The organism is Acidovorax soli, from assembly GCF_014207955.1.
Classification (GTDB): Bacteria; Pseudomonadota; Gammaproteobacteria; order Burkholderiales; family Burkholderiaceae_C; genus Acidovorax; species Acidovorax soli_A.
The window spans coordinates 17,487-42,147 of the sequence record NZ_JACHLK010000006.1; the positions used below are offsets into that span (position 1 = coordinate 17,487).

The 24,661-nt window shown below is 66.9% G+C and carries 19 protein-coding genes; 8 read left to right on the forward strand and 11 right to left on the reverse strand.

Features of this window, described 5'->3' with window-relative positions:
* Positions 1-2: 2 nt before the first annotated feature.
* The 7 genes from HNP48_RS15885 to HNP48_RS15915 all read right to left on the reverse strand — a co-directional run bounded on the left by HNP48_RS15885 (position 3) and on the right by HNP48_RS15915 (position 8,835).
* Positions 3-1,349, reverse strand: a complete 1,347-nt coding sequence (locus HNP48_RS15885; RefSeq protein WP_184858666.1) for an HlyD family type I secretion periplasmic adaptor subunit — start codon at positions 1,347-1,349, stop codon at positions 3-5.
* A gap of 58 nt (positions 1,350-1,407) precedes the next feature.
* Positions 1,408-3,162 carry a type I secretion system permease/ATPase gene (locus tag HNP48_RS15890; protein ID WP_184858668.1) on the reverse strand — a complete coding sequence of 585 codons (1,755 nt, stop codon included), beginning with the start codon at positions 3,160-3,162 and terminating at the stop codon, positions 1,408-1,410.
* Between the two features lie 22 nt (positions 3,163-3,184).
* Positions 3,185-4,936 carry a type I secretion system permease/ATPase gene (locus tag HNP48_RS15895; RefSeq protein WP_184858671.1) on the reverse strand — a complete coding sequence of 584 codons (1,752 nt, stop codon included), beginning with the start codon at positions 4,934-4,936 and terminating at the stop codon, positions 3,185-3,187.
* A complete protein-coding gene (locus tag HNP48_RS15900) occupies positions 4,933-5,541 on the reverse strand; it encodes a hypothetical protein (protein WP_184858673.1) in 609 nt (202 codons plus the stop codon). Before HNP48_RS15900 ends, HNP48_RS15895 begins: the two co-directional genes overlap by 4 nt.
* A gap of 164 nt (positions 5,542-5,705) precedes the next feature.
* Entirely contained in the window at positions 5,706-7,022 is a 1,317-nt protein-coding gene (locus HNP48_RS15905) for a M12 family metallo-peptidase (RefSeq protein ID WP_184858675.1), read from the reverse strand.
* A gap of 277 nt (positions 7,023-7,299) precedes the next feature.
* A complete protein-coding gene (locus HNP48_RS15910) occupies positions 7,300-7,440 on the reverse strand; it encodes a hypothetical protein (RefSeq protein ID WP_184858677.1) in 141 nt (46 codons plus the stop codon).
* Between the two features lie 273 nt (positions 7,441-7,713).
* Complete coding sequence (locus HNP48_RS15915) at positions 7,714-8,835, reverse strand: carboxypeptidase regulatory-like domain-containing protein (protein ID WP_184858679.1); 1,122 nt, start codon at positions 8,833-8,835, stop codon at positions 7,714-7,716.
* Positions 8,836-9,147: 312 nt separating this feature from the next.
* Between HNP48_RS15915 and HNP48_RS15920 the strand changes: the two genes are divergently transcribed.
* The 8 genes from HNP48_RS15920 to HNP48_RS15955 are packed head-to-tail and all read left to right on the forward strand — an operon-like array spanning position 9,148 to position 18,515.
* Positions 9,148-9,876, forward strand: a complete 729-nt coding sequence (locus HNP48_RS15920) for a TetR/AcrR family transcriptional regulator (protein ID WP_184858681.1) — start codon at positions 9,148-9,150, stop codon at positions 9,874-9,876.
* Positions 9,877-9,879: 3 nt separating this feature from the next.
* Positions 9,880-10,788, forward strand: a complete 909-nt coding sequence (locus HNP48_RS15925; RefSeq protein ID WP_184858683.1) for an SDR family oxidoreductase — start codon at positions 9,880-9,882, stop codon at positions 10,786-10,788.
* Positions 10,785-12,398, forward strand: coding sequence for an acyl-CoA carboxylase subunit beta (locus tag HNP48_RS15930; RefSeq protein ID WP_184858685.1), 1,614 nt, complete (start codon positions 10,785-10,787; stop codon positions 12,396-12,398). Before HNP48_RS15925 ends, HNP48_RS15930 begins: the two co-directional genes overlap by 4 nt.
* A gap of 56 nt (positions 12,399-12,454) precedes the next feature.
* Positions 12,455-13,636 (forward strand): acyl-CoA dehydrogenase family protein, encoded by a 1,182-nt coding sequence (locus tag HNP48_RS15935; protein WP_184858687.1) that lies wholly within the window; start codon positions 12,455-12,457, stop codon positions 13,634-13,636.
* Between the two features lie 12 nt (positions 13,637-13,648).
* Positions 13,649-14,464, forward strand: coding sequence for an enoyl-CoA hydratase/isomerase family protein (locus HNP48_RS15940; protein ID WP_184858689.1), 816 nt, complete (start codon positions 13,649-13,651; stop codon positions 14,462-14,464).
* Positions 14,461-16,437, forward strand: coding sequence for a biotin carboxylase N-terminal domain-containing protein (locus tag HNP48_RS15945; RefSeq protein WP_184858691.1), 1,977 nt, complete (start codon positions 14,461-14,463; stop codon positions 16,435-16,437). Before HNP48_RS15940 ends, HNP48_RS15945 begins: the two co-directional genes overlap by 4 nt.
* Positions 16,438-16,453: 16 nt before the next feature.
* The gene (locus tag HNP48_RS15950; protein WP_184859300.1) at positions 16,454-17,608 is read left to right on the forward strand and encodes an acyl-CoA dehydrogenase family protein; all 1,155 of its coding nucleotides are present in this window, start codon (positions 16,454-16,456) and stop codon (positions 17,606-17,608) included.
* 13 nt (positions 17,609-17,621) lie between these two features.
* On the forward strand, positions 17,622-18,515 hold the full coding sequence (locus HNP48_RS15955) for a 3-keto-5-aminohexanoate cleavage protein (RefSeq protein WP_184858693.1): 894 nt from the start codon (positions 17,622-17,624) through the stop codon (positions 18,513-18,515).
* 53 nt (positions 18,516-18,568) lie between these two features.
* Here the strand turns inward: HNP48_RS15955 and HNP48_RS15960 are convergent, their stop codons facing one another.
* The 4 genes from HNP48_RS15960 to HNP48_RS15975 all read right to left on the reverse strand — a co-directional run bounded on the left by HNP48_RS15960 (position 18,569) and on the right by HNP48_RS15975 (position 24,562).
* A complete protein-coding gene (locus tag HNP48_RS15960) occupies positions 18,569-19,126 on the reverse strand; it encodes a hypothetical protein (protein WP_184858695.1) in 558 nt (185 codons plus the stop codon).
* 141 nt (positions 19,127-19,267) lie between these two features.
* Positions 19,268-20,926, reverse strand: coding sequence for a bluetail domain-containing putative surface protein (locus HNP48_RS15965; RefSeq protein ID WP_184858697.1), 1,659 nt, complete (start codon positions 20,924-20,926; stop codon positions 19,268-19,270).
* A 184-nt stretch (positions 20,927-21,110) separates the two neighbouring features.
* Positions 21,111-22,742, reverse strand: a complete 1,632-nt coding sequence (locus HNP48_RS15970; RefSeq protein WP_184858699.1) for a hypothetical protein — start codon at positions 22,740-22,742, stop codon at positions 21,111-21,113.
* Positions 22,743-23,023: 281 nt separating this feature from the next.
* A complete protein-coding gene (locus tag HNP48_RS15975) occupies positions 23,024-24,562 on the reverse strand; it encodes a class I SAM-dependent methyltransferase (protein WP_184858701.1) in 1,539 nt (512 codons plus the stop codon).
* Positions 24,563-24,661: the final 99 nt, after the last annotated feature.

The window sequence follows — 24,661 nt, forward strand, 5'->3', positions numbered from 1 at the left end:
CTTTACTCCTCGGTCATGGATGCGGCCAGCCGCTTGGTCAGCGGATGCAGCAGGTAGGTCAGCATGGAGCGCTCGCCCGTCTTGAAGATCACTTCCACGGGCATGCCGGGCTGCAGTTGGCGCGAGCCCAGCTTCTTCAGGCCATCGGCTGTCACCTGGACGCGGGCCAGGTAGTAGCTGGCGTTGGTCTGGGGGTCGGAAAGCAGGTCTCCGGAGATGGAGACGACCTTGCCATCCACCACCAGTTGGGGCGAGTGGGCAAAGGATGAGAACCGGACATCCACCGGCAGGTCGGAATGCACGCGGTCGATCAGGTGCGGCGCCACATGGGCCTCCAGCAGCAGCGCAGCGTCCTTGGGCACGATGTCCATGAGCTTCTGGCCCGGGGAGATCACGCCGCCCACGGTCTGAACGGCGAGCCCCACCACCTGGCCTGCCGCAGGCGCCTTGATTTCCGTGCGCGCGAGGTCATCGGTGACCGAATGCAGTTTCTCGTTGTCCGACAGCACTTCGCGGCTGACGTCGGCCAGGTTGCTTTCCACTTCCTTGCGGTATTCCTGCTGGCGCGACATGATCCGCTGGCGCAGTTCGCCAATGGCGCGGCGTGCGCGGATGGTGTTGCCCTGCAGGTCGGCAATCGCCGTGTTGGAGTCAGCGGCCATGCGCTCCATCTCCAGCTGGCGGTTGCGCGGTGCGTAGCCCTCCTTGACCAGCCCACGCAGGTTGCCAAGCTCTTCATTGATCAGGGACAGCTGGCTCTTGCGGCTGGCGAGCATGCCGTCATACGCCTGCAACAGGCCTTCCTGGCCCTGGATGCTTTCCTCGATCGATTGCAGGTCGGAGCGCAGCAGGCTGCGCCGTGTCATGAACAGCTGCTCCTGGTTCACCATCTGCTGGCGGATCAGCGGGTCCGATGCGGCAGCCTGCAGATCAGGGTGAAAGCTGATGCTGGCGAGGTTGCCCTGCTCCGCCAACAGGCGGCCCTGCACGGCCCTCAACCCCAGGTAGCGCTGGCGCACCGATTCGTAGTTGGCCTTGGCCACGGCCGAGTCCAGGCGGATCAGGGACTGGCCCTCCTGCACGGCATCGCCTTCGCGCACCAGCACCTCTTTGACGATGCCTCCGCTCAGGTGCTGCACCGCCTTGCGCTTGGTATCGATCGCCACGACGCCACCAGCTGGCACGCCTTCGTCCAGCGGCGCCAGGGACGCCCAGAGCAGGAAGCCGCCGAAGCCGATGGCAAGTGCCCACAGGCCCAGGCGGCCAGGACGCGCAGCGCCATCGCCCGTATCGCGGACTTCCAAGGGAGCATCCGGCTTTTGGTTCAGAGGAAACAATGATTTGACCATGTCAGTACCCGACAGAGAGAGGGTTCGATGAAACAGCGAGCGCCAGAAGAAATCGCGCTCAAGCGGGGATGGGCTGCAACCCGCCTGCCGCAGCAGGAGGGGGAGATGGCGGCGATTGCGCAGCGCTCTGCGCTGCACGCAGCGCGTTCAGCACAGCATCGCGCGGGCCGTCGGCCTGCACCATGCCGTCCTGCAGGATCAGGAGCCGGTCCGCCACGCCCAGGATGCCGGGGCGGTGCGTGATCAGAAACACCGTGCAGCCGCGGGCCTTGAGTTGCTGCACCGTGCTCACCAAGGCCGCTTCGCCCACGTCGTCCAGGTTGGCGTTGGGCTCGTCCAGCACCACCAGCACAGGGTCTCCATACACGGCGCGGGCCAGACCCACGCGCTGGCGCTGGCCACCCGAGAGCAGGTTGCCTGCCTCGCCGATGGGCGTGTCGTAGCCCTTGGGAAAGCGCAGGATCATCTCGTGCAGGCCGGCGCTGCGCGCAGCAGCGATGACCTTTTCAGCGTCCACCTCGCCGAACCGGGCGATGTTCTCGGCGATGGAGCCCTCGAACAGCTCGATGTCCTGCGGCAGGTAGCCCAGATGGGGGCCCAGCTCCATGCGGTCCCAGCCATCGATCGGCAGGCCATCGAGCAGCACCTCGCCCGACACACCAGGCCAGATGCCCATCAGGCAGCGCGCCAAGGTGGACTTGCCCGAACCCGAGGGGCCCAGAACGACCGTCACCGTGCCGGCCGGTACGGCCGTGCTCACCCCCTTGAGAATGGGCTGTGCGCGGCCTGGGGCCGAGGCCACCAGGTCACGGACCGTCACCGCCCCCTGGGGTGCCACACGGGACAGGGAGGGATCGCGCTCCGGATGCAGTTGCAGCAGGGTCTCCAGCCGCTCGAAGGCAGAGCGGGCACCGATGAAGCTGCGCCACGTGCCCACCAGGGTGTCGATGGGCGCAAGCGCCTTGCCCATCAGCACGTTGGCCGCGATCATGCCCCCCGGCGACAGCTGGCCGTCGATCACGAGCAGCGCCCCCAGGCCGAGGGCCAGCGACTGCTGGCTGTAGCGGATGAACTTGCTCCAGGCGGTGATCCTGTGGATGAGCGCCTGCGCCCGGCCATTCATTTCCAACGCCTTGTCATGGCGGGCCTGCCAATGGGGGCGCAGGTTGTGCACCATGCCCATGGATTCCAGCACCTCGGCATTGCGCAGCTTGCTTTGCAGGTAGGCGCCGGATTCCGAGGCGGCCTTGGACGCTTCCTCCGCCGGAGCGACCGTGTGGCGGTGGCCAAACCATGCCAGCGCACCTTGAAGCACCGCAAACACCAGGGCGGCGTAGCCCAGCACAGGGTGCAGGAAGAACAGCACGGCCAGGTAGATGGGCGCCCAGGGCAGGTCGAAAAATGCCAAGGTTCCATTGCCCGTGACGAACTGGCGGATCTGGATCAGGTCGCCGAATGCCCGCGCCACCGAAGCGCCCGACTGCGTCAACCGGGCTTCGAAGCTCGCATTGAAGACCCGGGCACCGAGCACCCCGTCCAGGCGCAGGCCGGCCTGCACCAGCACGCGGGAGCGCATCCATTCGGAGAACGCCATCACCACGAAAAAGAACAGGGTGATCAGCGACATGGCGATCAGCGTCAGGTCGCTGCGGCTCATCATCACGCGGTCGAAGATCTGCAGCATGTACATGGTCGGTGCCAGCATGAGCACGTTGGCCACCATGCTGAAGATGCCGACCACGATGAACTCCCGGCGGAAGGCCCACAGGGCCTCGGTGAGCTCGCTGCGGTGGAAAAAGCCAGTTTTCTTCATGAAAATTGAATCCGTATCGGTATCAGGAGGCGGCAACGGCGGTGGCAGCAGGGACGATCTGTCCCGACGCAGCCTGCTGGGCCTGCTGGTTGGCCTTGTTCAACGCGGCAATCACCTCGTCGCGGGGCCCGAAAATCTGTTGCAGCCCATCGCGCAGCACCAGCAACTTGTCGACCACCGCCAGCACGCTGGTGCGGTGCGTCATGATCACGAAGGTCGTCCCGCGCGCCTTGGCCGCCAGGATGGCCTGGGCCAGGGCCGCATCGCCCTGTTCATCGAGGCTGGAGTTGGGCTCATCGAGCACCACGAACACCGGGTTGCCATACAGCGCACGCGCCAGACCCACCCGCTGGCGCTGGCCGCCAGACAGGCGCGCTCCATCGGCCCCTACCGGGTTGTCGTAGCCGTGGGGCAGCGAGAGGATGAAATCGTGCAGGCCCACCATGCGTGCCGCGGCTTCCACCTTGGCCATGTCCACCTCGCCGAAGCGGGCAATGTTCTCGGCCAGCGTGCCCTCGAACAGTTCCACCCCCTGGGGCAGGTAGCCTACGTACGGGCCCAGCTCGGACTTGCTCCATGTGTGCACATCGGCACCATCGAGCCGCACCTTGCCGCCCGCGGCAGGCCACAGCCCCACCAGCATGCGGGCCAGCGTGGTCTTGCCGGAAGCGGAAGGCCCCACCACCGCCAGCGCCTCGCCAGGCGCGAGCGCAAAGGCCACGCCGCGCAGGATCTGGTTCGGGTTGCCCGGGGCCGAGGCGAAGAGCTGCTCCACCAGCAAGGCCCCGCGCGGCTCGGGCAAGGCCATGCCAGGCGCCTGGGCCGGCAAGGACATCAACAGCTGGTCCAGCCGCATCCACGCATCCCGCACATTGACCACGGATTGCCATTGCGTCACCACCTGCACCAGTGGAGCCAGCATCCGCCCGCCCAGAATGGACGCCACGATCATCATGCCGCCGCCGCCGTTGAGCTGGTTGCGCAGCAGCAGCCAGCAGGCCAGCCCGAGCAGCAGGGAGCCCAGGATGTTCTGCACCAGCTTTGCGAGTGCCTGGAACCCTCCGGCACGTTCGGACGCGAGCGCCTGGAACCGCAGAAAATCCCGCTGCTTGCGCTGCCACAGCCGGTGGGTGTCGCGCAGCATGCCCATGGACTCGATCACCTCGGCATTGCGCAGGGCCCCGTCGGCATACTGCTGGGCGGCAATGGCACTGCCATTGGCCTTCATCAGCAAGGGCTTGGTGGCCCGCTCATTGAACCAGGCCACCGCCACCTGGATCACGCCGAACACCAGTGCGGCCCAACCCAGCCAGGGGCTGATCATGAACAGCAACACCATCATCACCAAGGCGATAGGGGTCTCCATGGCGGCCAGCAGCGCCGGCGAATACAGGAAATCCCGCACGGTGCGGAAGTCGTTGAGCGGCTGCTGCGAGCCGCCCGGAATGCGCTTGAGGTTGGCGTCGAAGATGGCACCGAAGATGCGGCCGCTCAGGCGCCGGTCCAGCTCCACGCTGGCGGATCGCATGACCTCGCTGCGCGCCCATTCCAGCACCTCCATCACCACATATGCCCCCAGGATGAGCAGGGTCAGCATCACCAGCGTGGTGTGGTTGCGCGTGTTCACCACCCGGTCGTACACCTCCAGCATGTAGCCCGAAGGTGCCAGGATCAGGAGGCTGGAGAACACGCTGAACCAGCCAGCGCGCACGAAGTAGGGACGCAGGGAGGCAATCGCGTCGCGCAATTCAGAGGGAGGAACGTTCGGTTTCATACTGTCTCGTGAACCATGATGTATTCGGGAATTTCGCCGTTAGGCAGGGACATGTCCGGCTGGCCTTTCTCGCCCTCCGGCCCACCGTCCAACAGGAAGGACAGCGCATACCCGCCACCGGGTTGGCGCGACAGCACGATCTCGCGCAGCTTCTTTTCGTGAAAGCTCGCTTCGTCTTCCGGGCGCAGTGCCAATTCGAAGCGCATGCGCCCGTCCAGCGTGAACATGGACAGCTGACCACCCTTGACGCTCAGGGTGTGGCGGTCAAAGTACACCGGGCAGCTGTCGGCGAACTGCAGCAAGGGCAGCGGCTTGTCGCCCAGCCGCGAAAGGTGGAAGGGACTGCCTGGGTGCTGAAAGATCAGGCGCCCCGTGCGCGATACCGAATAGATGGCGTTGCACACCATCTGCGAACCCATTTCCGGGAACTGCTCGCGCAGCGGACGGTAGGTCAGGTGGTGCAGCGCCACGCGATTCCATGTCCTGGTCTGTTGCACCACGGGCGCAATGGCATTGCACACCTTGGCAAACCCCACCTGCAATGCACGCAGCCGCTCCACCTGCTCGGGTGTGGCGTTGAGCGGAATGCGCAATAGAGAATTCATATAGGAAGCGGAGTCTACCAGTTCCTATATGAATTTTTTCACCTACAACCCAGCCACCCGTATTGCCGGAGTGATCCGAGTCACAGGCAGCAGAAGATGCGACCCAGCTTGGGGCCGGCACAGGTGGAGAAAGCCGGCCTCAGGGCGCCCGGGGCCCAGCCAGGTCAGACGTAGTCAAGGCCCCGCGCGCTCAGCCCCACCAGATCGATGTGGGAGGCATTGATGTCCAGGTTGGCCACAGCCACCGTGAAGGACGCATTGGTATAGGCGCCCGACCGGATCAGGCCGGCCAGCGATTGCACGGTGGCAGCGTCCGCGGAAGCCCCCACCACATTGCCGAACAACAACGCCACCACCTGCTCCGGCGTTGCCGAAGCGCCCAGCACCGCGTTCAAGCCCAGCTGCGCCAATTGCACTTGCGACACCCCCGAATCCACCACGCCCAGCACCACCCCCACGAGTTCTCGGCTGGCCAGTCCCGCCGGGCCCACCAGCGCCCCCAGGAGGCGTGCCGTCGTTCCCGCCGCGCCATCGAGGTCCAACGCCACGGAGCGATCGGAAAAGCGCACACGCTCGATCTGCAGCAAGGTGTCGGTACCATCCCGCCCCGCCGTCCCATCGACCAGTTGCCAGCCCCCGTCCTTGCGCGTCAGCGAGTAGCCGCCCCGTGCTCCCTGTGCCACCAGGGTGTCCACCCCTGCGGCGCCATTGAAGGTCTCGTTGGCCTGCGTGCTGGTGAAGACATCGGGGCCCGCCGTGCCACTGGGCTGGCTGGAGAAATTCAGCGTCGGGCCGTTGGTGGAGTTCATGCCCCAGGTACCGCCCAGACCGTCCCGCCCATAGATCCAGTCCAGGGCCAGCAGGTCGTAGGCCTGGAAGGTGGTCTTGTACGGACCGGCACGGGTGTACGACATCACCGTGTTGTTGGTGTTGTCCTGCGCCGCAGGCAGCGGCCGCGAAGAATCAAACGGATGCGCCAGCCCCAGGGCATGGCCCACCTCGTGCAGCAGCACCTCGTACCCGGCACCGCCTGCCGTCGGCTGGTTGTTGATGCCGGCATGCTCCACGTTGTCCAGGTAGACCACCGACTCCGCATTGAGCTGGGTCAGTGTCTGGCTGCCGTTGTAGCTGTAGTTGTAGAAGGTGGAGGCCAGCCCGGCCGTCGACGCCCCCGGAATATTCGTGGCGACGAAATGCAGGTCCGCCTGGGCGGAGCTGCCCACCTCGGTGAAGGTGATGCCCGTGACCGCCGCCGCATGCTGCAGTATCTGCCGCGTGGCCTGCTGCTGCGCCGCATTGAATGCGGTGATCGCGCGCCCCGCATCGGTGGCTGCCACGCTGCCGGGGCTGGCATCGAAGGTGTAGTACAACACCTTGCGGCCATCGGGAAAGAAATTCCAGGGCGAGGGATTGTCCAGCAGGGCGTCGGCCTGCGGGTTGCCGGAATACACGATGCGCTGGAGATCGGAAACGGTGGCCATGGTCGGGCTTTCTTGCAGGCAGCCGCATCCGCCAGAACCCCATCCATCCACCCCATGCGGGCAGGCAGCGAATCGGGGTCGCAAACGGGATCTGGCCGCAGGTCAGACAGGTGCCACGCCACTGTATCACCGGTGCCCGTTCATCACCGATATGGAAAACCAATGGTCACCGCTTTGCAGTGGGGTTGCCGTTATCGCCAGCCCCGCATGGCAAGCCGCCAAGAAAAACGCCGCCCACCCGCATGCGGGCCGGCGGCGTCGCGCGGATGGTGCTTCCTTACTTGCCTGCAGGCTTGTCAGCAGCGGACTTGTCCTGCGGCGGCGCGGCCTTGCGGAACAGGTTTGCCAGGTCGCTGCGCATCTTTTCCGGGTCAAGATCGGAGGGCGAGGGCGTGGGGGTTGGGTTCGGTGTGTTCATGCCTTTACCTTATCACCAGCACTCCAGCCCACTGCCATTAACCCTGCAAATGTCTCTGTTAAGCAAGAGGGCGCCAGCAAGCGACCCATTTGCTGCGTGCGCAACCCCCTGAAATCGCCAGAAAGCGCACACTGCGGCACTTTGGCGCTATCAAAAAACACGTGCCCTGAACCTGCGCCGAGGAGGGGGTGGCTTACAGACAGTCACCCCCTATACCTCGATGACGCAATGCCGTGCGCCATGTCGCCTGCGCGCGGCAGCCGCTTTGCCGGCTTACTTGGCCAGGTTCCGGAACGTCGAAGGGCTTTCCGCCTGGCCCAGGCCTGTGCCTTCGGCGATCGGCAGTTCACGGGCCACGCTGCCCGAAGAAACATTCGCCATCACCGAATTGACGGGCGCCACGCTCACAGCACCATCGGCCAGCACCGTCAGCTCATACACCGTCCAGACGTTGTTGGCGCCGGTGTAGGGCGCGGCCGGCGGCGTGAACGTGTAGGCCTGGCCGTTGGAAAGCTCCAGCCGCACGTTGGCATTCGAGGTTCCCAGGGTGCCGGAACCCGCGTAGTGGTGCACCGAATAGCGGTAGACACCCGGGCGCAGCGTGCCAGCCCCCGCATTGGCCGTGCTGGCCGTGGGCGGGCAGGTCACCGTCTCCGGGCCGTAGGAGGAGATGTCATCCACATCCAGCGCACACATGTCGCCCGCATTCTTGGAGGCGAAGTACACATGCCAGCGCGCATTGCCGCTGGCCGCAGGTCCTGTCAGGTGCGAATCCAGGTCGCGCGGATTCTCCCCCCAGGTCAGGATGGTGCGGAACTGGCCGGCAGCCAGACCGCCCGCGCTGCCGCTGGCCGGCGACAGGGCCACCGCCACCTGGTTGGGCGCAGCACAGTTGAGCAGCACGGTCTGGTTGGCGGGCGAGTAATTGGGGGCCGTCGTGGTCACCGTGAAGAACCCTTGCGCCAGCCCCGTGAACGAGGCCACGCCCTGCGCATTCGTGGTGGCCGAGCGCGTGCCCAGCGTGACCGACGCATTGGCCAGGGGCAGGTTCGCGCCCCGCAGCGCATCGAACACCGTCACCTGGGCCGTGGCGCACTGCACCGCACCCGACCCACCGGTCTGCTGCAGACCCACAGGCACCAGGTGCAAGGTGGCCGGATCGAAGCGGAACAGGATGTTGTAGTTGGACTCCACCGTGGTCGTGGTGCCAGGCTGCTGCGGATTGGCCACAGGCACCAGCAGGCGCAGGTTTTCCAGCAGCACGTCGGTCTGGTTGACGCCCGCGCCGCGGGTGCCGGAAAAGTCGATGATCTGTGCCTGCGCCCCCAGCACCAGGGTGGCGGATGCGGCGACGATGGCGCCACGCGCCCAGCGGGCGATACCGAATGTGTTCATGAAACCTGCCTCTCGTTGAATAGAACACGAAGCGTAGGGCATGTGCACCACCGGCCCCAACCCCATTTCCCCCCGCAAAGAATGTATTTGAAAACAGTTGGCGGCCAAAGCAGCAAGTAAGCCGGGAAACTGCCCATTCCCCTTCCCCGCCTGTTTCAACTTGATGGACGAATCAACGATTGGGAACAATTTTCCCGGCCCGCCTGGGTCGAATCGACCCGGGCGGGCCGGCTCCGGTCCATTCGCCCGGGGGCACTATTTTCACAAAGCATCTGCTTGCTAAAAATAAAACCCTTTGCTATCGTGCACCCCATGGAATCCCCCGCAACCCGGCGCAAACGTCTCGCCACTCCCACGTCCGCCGAAGCCCCAGCCGCGCCCGCGGCCCGTCTCCGCAAAGCCCCGGCCGCTGCCGCCGAAGAACCCCGGCGCCCACGCGGCCGCCCGCGCAAGACCGCCGAAGAAGTCGATGACGGCAACCGCCGCCGCAAGCTCATGGATGGGGCGGCCAAGCTGTTTCTGACCAAAGGCTTCGCGGCCACCACCACGCGCGACATTGCTGCGGCGGCAGGCATGCACAGCGGCTCGCCCTTCTACCATTTCGAAAGCAAAGGGGCCCTGCTCCATGCCGTGATGAACGAAGGCATGGTCATGGCCCTGCAAAGCCAGCAGCAGGCGCTGGCCGCCCTGCCCCCCACGGCCACGCCGCGCGAACAACTGCGGGTGCTGATCCGCCACCATTTCGAGATCCTGCTGGGCCCGCGCAGCGGCTTCATCCCAGTGATGCTCTACGAATGGCGTTCACTGACGCCTGCACAGCGCAAAGGCATCGGCCGCGTCAAGGATGCCTACGAGGCCGCCTGGATGCCCACCCTGGAAGCCCTGTCAAGGCAGGGCGCACTGCAGGCCGCCCCCAGCGTGGCGCGCCTGTTCCTCTTCGGCGCCCTCAACTGGGCCGTGCAGTGGTTTGCCCCCAAGGGCGGCAAGTCGCTGGACGAGCTGACCGCCGAGGCGCTCGCACTGTTCATACGGGAGGCATGAGCCATGTACCAGAGCGTGTTTGCACCAGGCCTGTTCGCGGGGCAGGTGGTGATCGTCACCGGCGGCGGCTCGGGCATCGGCCGCTGCACTGCGCACGAACTGGCCCGGCTGGGCGCGCAGGTGGTGCTGGTCGGGCGCAAGGCCGACAAGCTGCAGGCCGTGCAGGCCGAAATCAGCGCTGACGGCGGGCGAGCCTCCTGGCATGCCTGCGACATCCGCTCCGAAGAGGCCGTGGCCATCGTCGTGCAGCAGGCGCTGGCCGAGCACGGCCGCATCGACGCCTTGGTGAACAACGCGGGCGGCCAGTTCATGGCGCCGCTGGCAACCATCTCCGCCAAGGGCTGGGAGGCGGTGCTCAACACCAACCTGACCGGTGGCTTCCTGATGGCGCGTGAGTGCCATCGGGAGTGGATGCAGGCCCAGGGCGGCAGCATCGTCAACATCGTGGCCGACATGTGGGGCTCCATGCCGGGCATGGGCCACAGCGGCGCGGCGCGCGCCGGCATGGTCAGCTTCACCGAGACCGCAGCGCTTGAATGGGCCGGCAGCGGCGTGCGCGTGAATGCCGTGGCGCCCGGCTACATCGCATCGAGCGGCATGGACAACTACCCACCCGCCGCGGCCGACATGCTGCGCGCCATGCGCCACACCGTGCCGCAAGGCCGCTTCGGCACCGAGGCCGAGGTCTCGGCCGCCATCGTCTTTTTGCTGAGCCCCGCGGCCAGCTTCATCAGCGGCACCACCGTGCGCGTCGATGGTGCACGCCCCCAGGCCCGCCTGGGCTGGCCCATGCAGGTGCCCGACGCCGCAACGCAGCAGCGGCCTGCCGTGCGGCCGTTCGGGGGCTTTCACCGCGCCCAGGTGCCACGCGTGTTTGCCGATCAACCCCAGCAACGAAGGGAGGGCGAATGACGGCATTCACCTCCCGCTTCCACGGCGGATCACCGGATGCCTTGCGCCGCCGCACCGCGCAGCTGGCGCGCCTGGAGGCCCTGCGTGCCCTGGAGGACCGCGCAGCACAGGCCTCGGCCCGCTCCCAGCCACAGTTCGACAAGCGCGGCCAGTTGCTGCCGCGCCAGCGTGTGGCGCTGCTGCTCGATGCCGGCACGCCCTGGCTGCCGCTGGCCACGCTGGCGGGCTACCTGCAGGACAGCAAGGACCCGGCGAAGTCCGTGCCCGGCGGCGGCATCGTGGCCGGCATCGGCATGGTCTCGGGCGTGCGCTGCATGGTGGTGGCCAGTGACTCGGGCATCGAGGCCGGGGCCATCCAGCCCATGGGGCTGGAGAAGATCCTGCGCGTGCAGGAGATCGCGCTGCACAACCGCCTGCCCTTCGTGCACCTGGTGGAGAGCGCGGGCGCCAACCTCATGCGCTACCGGGTAGAGGGCTTCGTGCACGGCGGCAGCCTGTTCCGCAACCTGGCGCGCCTGTCGGCGGCCGGAATCCCGGTGATCACGGTGCAGCACGGCTCGGGCACCGCGGGTGGCGCCTACATGCCCGGCCTGTCGGACGTGGTGGTCATGGTGCAGGGGCGCTCGCGCGCCTTCCTGGCCGGGCCACCGCTGCTCAAGGCCGCCACGGGCGAGATTGCGACCGAAGAGGAACTGGGCGGCGCCGAGATGCACACCAGCATCTCGGGCCTCGGAGAGTACCTGGCACAGGACGACCGCGAGGCCATCGGCATGGCGCGCGCCATTGTGGCGGCTTCGGGATGGGCCCACCCAGCCTCGGCCCCCCCTGCCGCCGCGCCCACCCTGGACGCAGACGAACTGCTGGCGCTGATGCCCGACGACCTGCGCCAGCCCGTGGACATGCGCGAGGTGATCGCGCGCATCGCCGATGGCTCCGAACTGCTGGAGTTCAAGGCCCGCTATGGCATGGCCACTGTGTGCGCCCAGGCGCGCATCGACGGCCGCCCCGTGGGTTTCATCACCAACAACGGCCCCATTGATGTAGCGGGTGCCAACAAGGCGGCGCACTTCATCCAGTGGATGTGCCAGCTCGGCCACCCCATCGTCTACCTGCAGAACACCACGGGCTACATGGTGGGCAAGGACAGCGAGCAAGGCGGCATGATCAAGCACGGCAGCAAGATGATCCAGGCGGTGGCCAACGCCACGGTGCCGCAGATCACCATCCAGTGCGGCGCGAGCTTCGGCGCAGGCAACTACGGCATGTGCGGGCGCGGCTATGCGCCGCGCTTCCTGTTCAGCTGGCCCGGTGCCAAGACCGCCGTGATGGGCGGCGAGCAGGCCGCGCGCACCATGCAGATCGTGACCGAGGCCGCCCTGGCGCGCAAAGGCATCACGCCCGACCCGGCCGAGTCGCAGGCCCAGTTCGACAAGATCGTTGCCATGTTCGAAGCCCAGGCCGACGCCTTCTACACCAGCGGGTTGCTGCTGGACGATGGCGTGATCGACCCGCGCGACACGCGTGCCGTGCTGGCCCTGTGCCTGGCCATCTGTGCCGATGGCGCGGCACGCCAGGTGCACCCCATGCAGTTCGGGGTGGCGCGCATGTAGGCCCCCTCTTCGTTTTCTCTTGCACTGGTCCACACAAAAATCAACGGAGACACACCATGCATTTCACGCACGAGCACCGCGAGATCCAGAAGACCCTCAAGCGCTTCATCGACGAAGAGATCAACCCCCATGTGGACGAATGGGAGGCAGCCGAGATCTTCCCGGCGCACGAGGTCTTCAAGAAGATGGGCAAGCTCGGCCTGTTGGGCCTGTGCAAGCCCGAGGAATACGGCGGCTCGGGCCTGGACTACTCCTACTCCGTGGCCATGGCAGAGACCCTGGGCCACGTGCACTGCGGCGGCGTGCCCATGGCCATCGGCGTGCAGACGGACATGTGCACACCGGCCCTGGCGCGCCATGGCAGCGACGAGCTCAAGCGCGACTTCCTGGCCCCAGCGATTGCAGGCGACACGGTGGGTTGCATCGGCGTGAGCGAGCCGGCGGCCGGCAGCGACGTCTCGGGCATCAAGACCACGGCACGCAAGGATGGCGACGACTATGTGATCAGCGGCCAGAAGATGTGGATCACCAACAGCCTGCAGGCCGACTGGATGTGCATGCTGGTCAACACCGGCGAGGGCCCCGTGCACCGCAACAAGAGCCTGGTGATGGTGCCCCTGCGCGACGGCCCCGGCGGCCAGCTCACCAAGGGCGTGGAGGTGGCGCAGAAGATCCGCAAGATCGGCATGCACAGCAGCGACACCGGCCTGCTCTACTTCGACGAGGTGCGCGTGCCGCAGCGCTACCGCATTGGGGCCGAGGGCCAGGGCTTCATCTACCAGATGCAGCAGTTCCAGGAGGAGCGGCTGTGGTGCGCATCGAGCACGCTGGAGTCGCTGAGCAACTGCATCGCCTGGACCATCGAGTGGGCGCAGGAGCGCAAGCTCTTTGGCGGTGCGCTGGCCGACCAGCAGTGGGTGCAGTTCAAGCTGGCCGAACTCAAGACCGAGGTCGAGGCCTTGCGCGCCCTGACCTACCGCGCCTGCGAACTCTACGTGCGCGGCCAGGATGTACTGGAGCTGGCCTCCATGGCCAAGCTCAAGGCCGGGCGCCTGAACCGCGAAGTGCCCGACACCTGCCTGCAGTTCTGGGGCGGCATGGGCTTCACGCTGGAGAACAAGGTCTCGCGCATGTTCCGCGACGGGCGCCTGGCCTCCATCGGCGGCGGAGCCGATGAAGTGATGCTGGGCATCCTGTCCAAGACCATGGGCATTGCCAAGCGGCCTGCCGCCCACTGAGCCGGAACCCGCATGCCCGATACCCTGTTGATCACCCGAGCGCCGCTGGGTGCCGGCCTTGCCGTCGAGACCTGGACCCTCAACGACCCGGCCAGCCGCAACGCGCTGACCGATGCCATGGTGGACGCCCTGCTGGCGGCCTGCACCCGCGCCCGCAACGATGGCGCACTGCGCGGCGTGGTGCTGCGCGGCGCGGGCGGGCACTTTTGCGCCGGCGGCAGCCTGGGCGGCTTTGCCAAGACCATCGGCCAGCCGCTCGATGCGGGCATGCCCGACCCGCTGGTGCCGCTGAACCGCCGCTTCGGCACGCTGCTGCAGGCGCTGTGCGGCCTGCCCCAATGGCTGGTGATCGCGGTGGAAGGCGCCGCCATGGGCGGCGGCCTGGGCCTGGCCTGCTGCGGCGACCTGGTGCTGGCGGATGCGAATGCCCAGTTCGGTGCGCCCGAGGTCACCCTGGGTCTGGTGCCCGCGCAGATTGCGCCCTTCGTGGTGCGCCGGTTGGGGCCGGCAGCGGCACGGCGCTGGCTGCTGTCGGGCACGCGCAGCGGGGCAGCCGCAGCGCAACAGGCCGGGCTGGTCGATGAGGTGGTCAGCGGTGCGATGGACGAGGCGGTGCAAGCCGCCGTGCAGCGCCTGGCCAGCACGGCCCCCCAGGCCATCGCCGCCACCAAGCACCTGCTCGCACAGGTGCAAGGCAGCCTGCCGCTGCCCGCCTTGCTGGACGATGCCGCCCACCTGTTTGCCCACGCTCTGCGCGGTCCAGAGGCGCCGCAGGGCCTGGCCGCCTTCACGGCCCGCAAGCCACCACCGTGGAGCGCTGCGGCATGAAAAAAATCCTGATCGCCAACCGTGGCGAGATCGCACGACGGATCGCCCACACCGCGCGCCGCATGGGCATTGCCACCGTGGCGGTCTACTCCGACCCCGATGCCCATGCCCTGCACGTGCGCGAGGCCACGCAGGCTGCGGCCCTGGGTGGCAGCAGCAGCGCCGACAGCTACCTGCGCATCGACAAGCTGCTGGCTGCAGCGCGCGCCACGGGTGCCGATGCGGTACACCCGGGCTATGGCTTCCTGAGTGAGAACGCTGACTTTGCCCAGGCCGTGGTGGATGCCGGCTTCACCTGGATCGGCCCACCGCCCTCCGCCATCCGCGCGCTGGGCAGCAAGGCCGGCGCCAAGGCGCTGGCACAGGCGCAGGGCGTGCCCTGCCTTCCGGGCTATGCGGGCAGCGACCAGAGCAATGAACGCTTCGCCACCGAGGCGCAGCACATTGGCTACCCGCTGATGGTGAAGGCCGTGGCGGGCGGCGGCGGGCGCGGCATGCGTCTGGTGCTGGAGCCGGCGCAATTGCCTGCGGCACTGGCCAGCGCCCGATCCGAAGCGCTGGCAGGCTTTGGCTGTGGCGACCTGCTGGTCGAGCGCGCACTGCTGACCCCGCGCCATGTGGAGGTGCAGGTGTTTGCCGATGCGCACGGCCATTGCATCCACCTGGGCGAACGCGACTGCTCGGTGCAGCGACGGCACCAGAAGCTCATCGAGGAATCCCCCAGCCCCGCCGTGGACGCCGCGCTGCGCGCACGCATGGGCGCCTGCGCCGTCGCACTGGCCCAGGCGGCAGGGTATGTGGGTGCGGGCACCGTGGAGTTTCTGCTCGACGACGACCAGCCGGGTGCCTTCTTCCTCATGGAGATGAACACCCGCCTGCAGGTGGAGCACCCCGTGACCGAGGCACTCACGGGCCTGGACCTGGTGGAGTGGCAGATCCGTGTGGCGCGCGGCGCGCCCCTGCCCCTGAAACAAGAGCAAGTGGCCCTCGACGGCCACGCCATCGAGGTGCGGCTGTGTGCGGAAGACGCGCACTTCACGCCGCACACGGGACGGGTGCTGCACTTCGAGGCGCCCCCGGCGAGCGCATTCGAGACCGCGCCGCCGAGCGGCCTGCGCTTTGACCACGCGCTGGAAGCAGGCACCGAGGTCACACCCCACTACGACGCCATGCTGGGCAAGCTCATCGTGCATGCCGCCACGCGCGGCGAGGCCATCGATGCGCTGGTGCGCGCCCTGCATGGCACCACCTTGCTCGGGCTGCCCAGCAACCGCGCCTTGCTGGCGGCCTGCATCGACCACCCGCTGTTCCGCGCCGGGCAGGCGTGCGTGCCCTTTCTCGCGCACCAAGGCGACGCCCTGCGCGCCACGCTGCGCGCGCACGAAGAAACGGCAGTGCTGCCCAGCGCCATGGCGGCCCTGTTCCCGCCCCGCGCCACCACGCTGCCCTGCCGCTTCGCGCGCCCCATGCGGCTGCGCCACCAGGGAGAGGTGCTGCCCATCGCGGTGCACGAAACAGCCCCCGGGCGCTTGCAGGTGGCCCCCATGGCCGAAGCGCAACCCACCATGGCCATGGCGCTGACCCTCCTGCCGGATGGCCGCGTGCAATGCGCGGTGGATGGTGTCGCGCACACGGTGCGCACGGCCACCGTGGCCCCGCACCGCTGGCACTGGCAGGCCGGCGGTGTGGATGGGTGGGTGGAGGACGCCTCATGGGAACCCGCCGCACGCGCAGGCGCGGCCAGTGGCGCCAATGAACTGCGGGCCCCCTTCAACGGCCGCGTGGTGGCCGTGCCCGTGACGGCAGGCGTGGCCCTGCAGGCCGGCGACACGGTGGTGGTGCTCGAATCCATGAAGCTGGAACACAGCCTGGCCTGCCCAGGTGCGGTAACGGTGACCGAGCTGCTGGTGGCGCCAGGCCAGCAGGTGGCCCCAGGCCAGGTGCTGGCGCGCTTCACTGCACAGGAGGCCTGAGGCCATGCCCGCACCCATGGATGATGACCTGCGCGCCGACCGGGCGGCGCTGACCGATACCGTCACGCGCTTCGCCCGCACCGAGATCGCCCCGCATGTGGATGCCTGGGACGCTGCAGGCGAGTTCCCGCGCGCACTGTACCGCCGCGCCGGCGAGCTGGGCCTGCTGGGTCTGGGCTACCCCGAGCAGTACGGCGGCACCCCCGCCAGCTACGCACTGCGCCTGCCGCTGTGGCAGGCCCTGTGCCGCCATGGCACCAGCGGCGGCGTGCTGGCCAGCCTGCTGTCGCACAACATCGGCCTGCCGCCGGTGCTGGCACATGGCAGCGATGCCGTGCGCGACGAGGTGATACCGCCTGTGTTGGCGGGCGAGCGCATTGCGGCCCTGGCCATCACCGAGCCCGGCGGGGGGTCGGACGTGGCGCAGCTGGCTACCACCGCGCGGCGCGAGGGCGACGAATACGTGCTCAACGGCGAGAAGGTGTTCATCACCTCGGGCATGCGCGCCGACTGGATCACCGTGGCCGTGCGCACGGGCGAGCCCGGTAGCCGGGGCAGCGGCGGCATATCGATGCTGCTGGTGCCGGGCCACAGCGCCGGCCTGTCGCGCAGCCAACTCGCCAAGATGGGCTGGCTGTGTTCCGACACCGCGCACCTGCGCTTTGACAATGTGCGCGTGCCCGCGCGCTACCTGCTGGGGGCCGAGGGCGACGGCTTTCGCATCATCATGGGCAACTTCAACGCCGAGCGCTTTGGCCTGGCGGCATCGGCCCTGGGTTTTGCGCAAGCCTGCTACGACGAGGCCCTGGCCTGGGCGCGCCAGCGCAAGACCTTTGGCGCGCCGCTGGTAGGCCACCAGGTCATTCGCCACAAGCTCATGGACATGCAGATGCGCATGCATTCCACCGCCGCCTGGCTCGAATCGGTGGCGGCGCAGGCCGATGCGGGTGGCACCAGCCCCGAGTGGGTGGCCCAGGTCTGCCTGCTCAAGAACCACGCCACCCAGACCATGCAGTTCTGCGCCGACCAGGCCGTGCAGATCCTGGGCGGCATGGGCTACATGCGCGGCACCGTGAGCGAGCGCATCTACCGCGAGGTCAAGGTCATGATGATCGGCGGCGGCGCCGAAGAGATCATGAAGGACCTGGCGGCTCGGCAATTGGGCATCTGAAAGACACAACGCCATGACGACGACACCCCACTCCGACAAAGCCATCATCACCTGCGCCATCACCGGCGTGCTGACCGACCCCACGCAGCACCATGTGCCCGTGACGCCCGAGCAACTGGCGCGCGAAGCGCGCCGTGCGGTGGATGCCGGTGCCGCCGTGGTGCACGTGCACTTTCGCCAGCAGGAGGCGGGCAAGGGCCACCTGCCCTCGTGGGACCCGCAGGTGGCGCGCGACTGCGTGCAGGCCATGCGCGAGGAATGCCCAGGCCTGGTCATCAACCAGACCACGGGCGTGGTGGGCCCGCACTACCAGGGGCCGCTCGACTGCCTGCGCGCCACCCGGCCCGAGATGGCGGCCTGCAACGCCGGCTCGCTCAACTACCTCAAGGTGCGCAGCAACGGCACCTGGGCCTGGCCGCCCATGCTGTTCGACAACCAGCCCGCCAAGGTCAAGGACTTCATCGACGTGATGCTGGAGACCGGCACGCTGCCCGAGTTCGAATGCTTCGACGTGGGCATCGTGCGCTGTGTGGAGATGTATGTGCAGACCGGCATGTACACCGAGCGCCTGCCCGAGTACAACTTTGTGATGGGGGTCGAATCGGGCATGCCGGCCGACCCGGACCTGTTGCCCATACTGCTCAAGCTCAAGATCAAGGATGCTCCCTGGCAGGCCACCGTGATCGGCCGCCAGGAGATCTGGCCCGTGCACCAGCGCGTGGCCGAACTGGGCGGCCACTTGCGCACGGGGCTGGAAGACACGTTCTACCTGCCCGATGGCAGCAAGGCCACGTCCAACGGGCCCTTGATTGCCCAGCTGGCCCAGTATGCGCGCGACGCGGGGCGCAGCGTGGCATCGCCGCAAGAAGCGCGGGAGCTGCTGGGCCTGCAAACCGCCACCGCTTGACGGGGCGGGCCGGGCCACCAACGGCCCGGCTGCAACAACAACCGGCCTGCGCCTCAGGCCAGCAAAGCCGCGGCGTCCACACCGACCAGTTGCACGGCTGCAGCTGCAGCGTCGGCCGGCTGGTGCTCCACGGCGGAACTCCAGCCCGCGGCACCTGCCGATGCCCCCTTGGGCGAAGGGCTGCCATTGGCCGAGTTGGTGGAATACATGTACGACTCGGCAACCTCCTTGGCCCAGGCGGCGGCGGGGGCCCTGAAGTCCACCATGTCGCCGGTGGCGTTTTCAAGACTGAGCAAGATGTGGCCCAGCTGCACGGCCACGATGCCCACATTCTCCTTGCCCACGGCGTCCAGGTACGAGAGCAGCGCGCCCTGCACGCCCAGGTTGGACCCCAGGCCCATGTTGTTCGCGATATTCAACGCCATGGCCCCCGACGACAGATGCTGGTAGTGGGAGCCAAACTGGAAGGCATAGTCCAGCCAGCTCTGGGGGGTATTGCCGGCGGCCATTTTCTGCTGGTAGAACGTCGTGCTCGAAGGGGATTGGTCATTGAACGCACGGTTCAGAATGGTGACTTCGAGTTCGGCAGACATGACAGGGGTCGCGGGCATCAAACAGCTCCAAGATGGGTAGAACCCGCAGAGCATAGCGAAGGCCGGCGGCTTGATAAAGCATTCTTGTGCATCTGCACATTCAATGTGTGCGCCAGTGTTGCCTTGCAAGCGCCCGCGGGCATGGTCACGCCCTGCACACTAGGCCATGGTCCAGTCCGCATCGGCCACGGCAGGCACACCGGTCAGCTTGACCAGGCTGTCACGGGCGCCCAGCGCGGCGGTGGCGTCGTTCACCAGGATGTAGGTGTCGGCACCGTACCGGAAGGCAATGGCCTTGTGGGCACCGGCCGTTCCCGCGGCCAGGGCGGCGGCCTCCAGCAGCGACGAGGATGCCGAAATGGCGGCCAATTGCGCGCTGCCGGGCGTGGCCTTGGCCGTTGCCGTGGTGGCGCTCAGACGGATCTGGTCGACACCGCTCACGAAATCGGTCACCTCGACTACGGACCTGCCCAGCGTGGCTGCGCTGTCGAGGCCCAGTGCCCACGACCCAGGGCTGGCCAGACCCGTGATGGCGAGTACGTCGGCCCCCTTGCCCAAGGTGATGCTGTGGGCGTTGCGCGCGCCGATGGTGACCAGGTCCGCCCCCTCGCCCGCATCGATGGCCGCACGCCCGCCCGAGGCGTCGTTCACCGTGATCCGGTCGGCCACCTGGCCACCGATGATGCCGATCGGCGTGGCGCCCGTGGTCGCGAAAGCCAGGTCCAGGGCTGCCTGCATGGAGCCGGCATTGATCACCTCCACATGGGCGCCGGTGACCGTGGTGGTGAGGGCCTGGTTGCCAGTGAGCACGATTTCTTCGGCCGCGGCCACGGTGATCCTGGCGCTGTTGACCGTGGTGGCAACCACACTGCCCGCCATGCTCGCAATGCGCAGGTTGACCACATCGGGCACGATGATCTCGTCCGCCCCGGTCGCATCGGCCAGCGCGAGGGCCACCGGGGCCAGCTTGTCCCAAGGGGCTTTGAAATGCACCGTCAGCGCCGTCCCGCCCAGGGAGTTCTGGATGCCCACCTTTGCGTCCCGGCCCACCCCGGTGAAGAGGGCGCTGCCGCCCGTGGCCGCATCGAGCATCAACTGCTTGATGCCCGTCGACTTCTCTGCACCGAAATGCGTCCCCGCGCCCGCGGTGATGTACACGGACTCGATGTTGCTCAAGGTGGGCACCACCTGGTCGCCGCCCGCCAACGTGGCCAGGAGCACATTGCCCGCCATGCCACGGCCACCGCCCTCGATCACATCGGCAGAACCGAGCAGGCCGGGGCTTTGCGCCAGGAAAACGTCTCCATACAAGGTACCCCTCAGCATGTCAGGCCCGCTGGTCAGTTCCAGCGTGGCGCCCTGGCCGTTGTTGAAGGGCTCTACCGTCGCATACCCCTTGTTGGAAGGATTGCTGGAGAGGGCATGCGACGCCGCGAGTTCATCGTTCCACCGCGCGGCGGCGGCCGAGTAGATGGCCAGCTCGCCCGTGGCGCCTTCCAGGCCGGACAGGATCTGACCTAATTGGAGCGCAACAATGCCCACGTTGGCCTTGCCCACGGCGGCCAGGTAGTTCGCCAGTTCCCCCTGCAAGGCAGGATGGGGCAGCAGGCCCAGCTTCTCCAACAGCATGGCCGACAAACGCGCTTCGTGCATGGGGGCATAGCCTTCACCCAACCCGCGCGCCACCGCATGGGCACCCTCCGCGCCGATCTTGGCTACCGTGTGGATGTACGTTTCGTAAAACAGCGGCTGCTGCTCATAGAACACGCGGTTCAAGATGGCAAAGGTGGCATCGGCACCGAAAACCTGCACAGGCATCTGAAACCTCCCGGGTATTTTTGCTATGCCCAGAGCCTATAGCGCCGTCTGCCTCGGGGGTGTGCCGGCCATCACAAAGAAACCCTTTGCTACAGGCGCAGGTGCGCGGGCTGCAGCAAGCGGGCAGCAGGCCCCCCCGCTGGCCCCCACCCGGCCTTGGCGGCAGGGACTTGGAGAAGCGGGCTTACCCACTCAGCCCGCCCAGGATGGCCATGTGGCCTACCGCGACACCCCGGGTCCCCGGAGGGGTGGCGCTGCGCCGGTCGAAGGCAGGGCCATTGAACGACTGGGTGCTTGTGAATTTACCGGCTGTTGCCACCCTGGCGGCAGTGCCCGGTGCAGCGGACTCTTGCACGATGCCCAGGATGGAAGCCGCTTGCGGAATGGAGAGATGCAGTTGCGCGGAACTGGACTGCGGACAGACGATGCTGGCCAGCATGCCATTGGACAGCGCCTCCGTCCACGCGTAGGACAGGGAATAGGTGCTTGAAGAGCCCAAAGCAAGTGCGCTCTCCACAGCTGACAAATCGATGGCCCACCCATATAACTGCACAGAAAAACCCTCTGCTGTGGATAGGTACAACGCGATCAAGGGTCCATTGCCCGGCCGGTCAAACAGCATAGACGGCGTGTTTCCGGTACCAACCACTTGCCTGACATTGTTGCCCGCATTGTCGTACTCTTGCATCCGGGCACCCGCCGCCAACCAGAAGCCTCCAAACTGTCGGGGGCAGATGCAGACGGAATTGGGGCCGCCATCCGGGGCGGCAACGATTGCCGAAAGGAAATTACCGCCCGCATCGTACAGACGGACCCCTGCGACGGTGCTGCTCGAAGGGTCGACAAAAGCGATATTGCCATTGCCCAGCTCGATCGCATTGCGCTCGCAGGGGCTTGCGGAGCGGTAGGCGGGCCCCGTCGCCAGTGTGGCCAAGCCCCCTTGCTGGCTTCCATTGGCGGCAAATCGCGCAAACTTGTAGGCGGCGGTCGTGGCCGCTCGGTAGTAGTGCAGCACAAATCCACCGGCGGCCAGTGGCAGCACCCCCAGGTAGGTGGGCGAGGCGCCTGACTCAACGGTCACTTCGCCCCCCTGTGCGGCCCCCAGGGCATCGAAGCGTTTGAACGCCAGGTCATTGCTGCCGCTCTTGCGGTAGGCCAGCACCACCTCACCACCTGCCAGCGTGGCCATGTTCCAGCTGGCGATATCGACAGCGCCCAATGTGGCCACCGTGGTCTCCGCTGCGGCGAGGGCACCCGTTCCGGCCGCATGGATGGCCAGCTTGAGGACCGAGCCCTCAGTCCACGCCACGGCGATGCCCGATGTGCCCGCGCGTGCCAGGCGTGTGCAGCCTACGCCAGCGGCCGTGGCCACCACCACACGGGGCGATACCGGCACCCGCATGGGCCCGTAAATGCGCAGGTTGACGCCGGTATCGTTCACCGAGCCATTGCCGCTGAAGACCACCGCGAAATGGCCACTGTCCAGCGCCAGCACGGAGCGAAAGCCCTGGTTGCCCAATCCCGTGCGGCCCCAGGCCCCGGCGCCGCTGCTCTCTGCAGCAGCGGCAGGCACCAGGGCCGTGACCCCCACAGCGGAGTTCTGCAGCGCCAGGGGTACGCCATCGGCAGCGCGCCGCACATAGCCGCCTGCGCCCAGCCGGGCATAGTCGCCGGTGGCCAGCGCTGTTTCTGCGACCACCGTGATGGTCTGGTTGGGATTGTCTGCCGCGCTTGCGAGATGGCGCCCCATGGTGTGCTTCCTTTTCCGGGCTGCTGCCCATTGACCGGACAGATCGCCCGTCAGGCCAATGTCCATGGCTTGGGCGCAAAGCGGAAGCCAGCGCATTTATGCGGACCGACCCCGCCCCACCCGGCAGAGCGCGCGGGTCTGATGCACCACACTGTCCGGTACCCCTTATTCCTTGCGCTGAGCACCACCCGCAGCGCATGAAACTGGCGCGGCCCAGGCCTGCGCCCCCCCCCGCGCAAAGGCCGCCCCGCCGCGAAGGCGGCGCCTCCAGCACCTGTACTGGAGGCGTCCCCCCCGACTCACGCAACAAGTCGAGAGAGGGCTCGAAGCAACTCAGGGGGATTGCTTCAGGCAGCGATCATCAGGGCCTTGAGTATGGGCAGGTGCTTTTTCTCGAAGTCCGTGGCCTGCACCAGCAACTCTTGCTGGTTCTCTTCGGGCGTGGCCAGGGTCTTGCCTTCCTTGACGATGGACTGCCCCTGGCTGGCCAGCACCTGCCAGACAAACTGGGCCCACTCGGCCGGTTGCCTTTTGCCTTGGCCGATGGCCATCAGGAACAGCTGGTAAAAGCGCTGCACCGGCACGCCACCACCGGTCAACGGGCTCACCAGGTGCTGCACATCGCCATTGCCGCGGGCGCGTTTCATCAGCTCCAGGTTGAATTTGTCGGTGTTCTTTCGAACCTTGGCGATGGCATCGGCCTCCTGGATCGACTGCAGGTGCCCGGCGCCGGCCAGCAGCATCACGGCCTGCAGCACCTGGGCCATGCCGATGTTGAATTCCTTCATGGCCTGCTCGATCTGGCCCAGGCTGCGCGGCTTGTGGTCGGCCAGCAGGTCCAGCAGCGGGTTGTAGACGGCCTCGTTCAGGGCCACCTCGCCCAGGGCGCCACTTACCTTCAAAGCCACTTCGGGCCGGTATTTGATCAGCACCACCTTCTGCGCGCGCAGGGCCTCCCAGCGCTCCAGCGGGTCGAGCCGGCGCACGCCCTTGGCCCAATAATCGCGCCGAAAATACTGGCTGCCCAGAAAATCGCGCGCGGTTTCCTTGAGCGTCACATCCTTGATCTCGGCCAGCAACTGCGACTGCTCGGGCGTGAAGTGAATGGGCTCCACATGGTCCAGGTAATGGGCCGAGCAGGCAAACTGCAGTTTCACCGACTCCAGCTTTTCCGCCAGGGTGGAGAAATGCATGGGCTGCCAGTCGCGGTTGAAATACTCGTGGGCCACATAGTTCTTGGTGTGGCCCTTCACCCCCTTGAACCGCTCCACGATATTCGGATTGGCCCGCGCATACAAGGGGTTGGCGGCCAGCAACTTGTCGGCAAACGCGAAGGCGCTGTCGATGCGGCCCACGCTGCCCTGCCCTGCCGAGCCCATGGTCTCGGCGTGCAGGTTCAGCAGATGGCGCACCGGCGCAAACGGTGCCCAGCCCGGCAGGGTGTTGTAGCTGATATAGACCACCCCGCCCACATTCAACTGCCTGCGAATGAATTCGACAATGGTGGCGCGGTTTTCGTCGTTGATCCAGCTCCAGATGCCGTGCAGGCCGATGTAGTCGAACTTGGGCAGGTCGTCGCGCGCGACGAGCTCGGCAAAAGACGCGTCCGTCAGCTGGGCATTGGTACCGGCCACCGAGGCCAGCTCTTGCGCAAAAGCGGCCTGGGAGGGGTTGAAGTCATTGCCATGCCATTGCGCCGTGCTGGCTGCCGCATGCATGTTGACACTCACGCCCTGGCCAAAGCCCAGTTCACAAGCGGTGCGTATCTCTGGCACGGCCAGGCCGCTGTGCAGAAACGCCAGGCGCACCCGCAAGGGATTGAGCTCTGTGTAGTACCCGAAGGTATACCCGATATCGGCGACGTAGCCATCCGTCCATTCAGACATGCAGTGCGACTCCCTGTTGAGATGCTGCATTCTGCCTGAGTTGGCTTCATAGGCCTTTGCGGTTGCGACTTGCCGAAAGTCGCCACATGGTCTCGCGTT

Excerpts from the sequence above, each read along its gene's own strand:
- HNP48_RS15885 (WP_184858666.1), bottom strand. The coding sequence starts at position 1,349 with ATGGTCAAATCATTGTTTCCTCTGAACCAAAAGCCGGATGCTCCCTTG.
- HNP48_RS15890 (WP_184858668.1), bottom strand. The coding sequence starts at position 3,162 with ATGAAGAAAACTGGCTTTTTCCACCGCAGCGAGCTCACCGAGGCCCTG.
- HNP48_RS15895 (WP_184858671.1), bottom strand. The coding sequence starts at position 4,936 with ATGAAACCGAACGTTCCTCCCTCTGAATTGCGCGACGCGATTGCCTCC.
- HNP48_RS15900 (WP_184858673.1), bottom strand. The coding sequence starts at position 5,541 with ATGAATTCTCTATTGCGCATTCCGCTCAACGCCACACCCGAGCAGGTG.
- HNP48_RS15905 (WP_184858675.1), bottom strand. The coding sequence starts at position 7,022 with ATGGCCACCGTTTCCGATCTCCAGCGCATCGTGTATTCCGGCAACCCG.
- HNP48_RS15910 (WP_184858677.1), bottom strand. The coding sequence starts at position 7,440 with ATGAACACACCGAACCCAACCCCCACGCCCTCGCCCTCCGATCTTGAC.
- HNP48_RS15915 (WP_184858679.1), bottom strand. The coding sequence starts at position 8,835 with ATGAACACATTCGGTATCGCCCGCTGGGCGCGTGGCGCCATCGTCGCC.
- HNP48_RS15920 (WP_184858681.1), top strand. The coding sequence starts at position 9,148 with ATGGAATCCCCCGCAACCCGGCGCAAACGTCTCGCCACTCCCACGTCC.
- HNP48_RS15925 (WP_184858683.1), top strand. The coding sequence starts at position 9,880 with ATGTACCAGAGCGTGTTTGCACCAGGCCTGTTCGCGGGGCAGGTGGTG.
- HNP48_RS15930 (WP_184858685.1), top strand. The coding sequence starts at position 10,785 with ATGACGGCATTCACCTCCCGCTTCCACGGCGGATCACCGGATGCCTTG.
- HNP48_RS15935 (WP_184858687.1), top strand. The coding sequence starts at position 12,455 with ATGCATTTCACGCACGAGCACCGCGAGATCCAGAAGACCCTCAAGCGC.
- HNP48_RS15940 (WP_184858689.1), top strand. The coding sequence starts at position 13,649 with ATGCCCGATACCCTGTTGATCACCCGAGCGCCGCTGGGTGCCGGCCTT.
- HNP48_RS15945 (WP_184858691.1), top strand. The coding sequence starts at position 14,461 with ATGAAAAAAATCCTGATCGCCAACCGTGGCGAGATCGCACGACGGATC.
- HNP48_RS15950 (WP_184859300.1), top strand. The coding sequence starts at position 16,454 with ATGGATGATGACCTGCGCGCCGACCGGGCGGCGCTGACCGATACCGTC.
- HNP48_RS15955 (WP_184858693.1), top strand. The coding sequence starts at position 17,622 with ATGACGACGACACCCCACTCCGACAAAGCCATCATCACCTGCGCCATC.
- HNP48_RS15960 (WP_184858695.1), bottom strand. The coding sequence starts at position 19,126 with ATGCCCGCGACCCCTGTCATGTCTGCCGAACTCGAAGTCACCATTCTG.
- HNP48_RS15965 (WP_184858697.1), bottom strand. The coding sequence starts at position 20,926 with ATGCCTGTGCAGGTTTTCGGTGCCGATGCCACCTTTGCCATCTTGAAC.
- HNP48_RS15970 (WP_184858699.1), bottom strand. The coding sequence starts at position 22,742 with ATGGACATTGGCCTGACGGGCGATCTGTCCGGTCAATGGGCAGCAGCC.
- HNP48_RS15975 (WP_184858701.1), bottom strand. The coding sequence starts at position 24,562 with ATGTCTGAATGGACGGATGGCTACGTCGCCGATATCGGGTATACCTTC.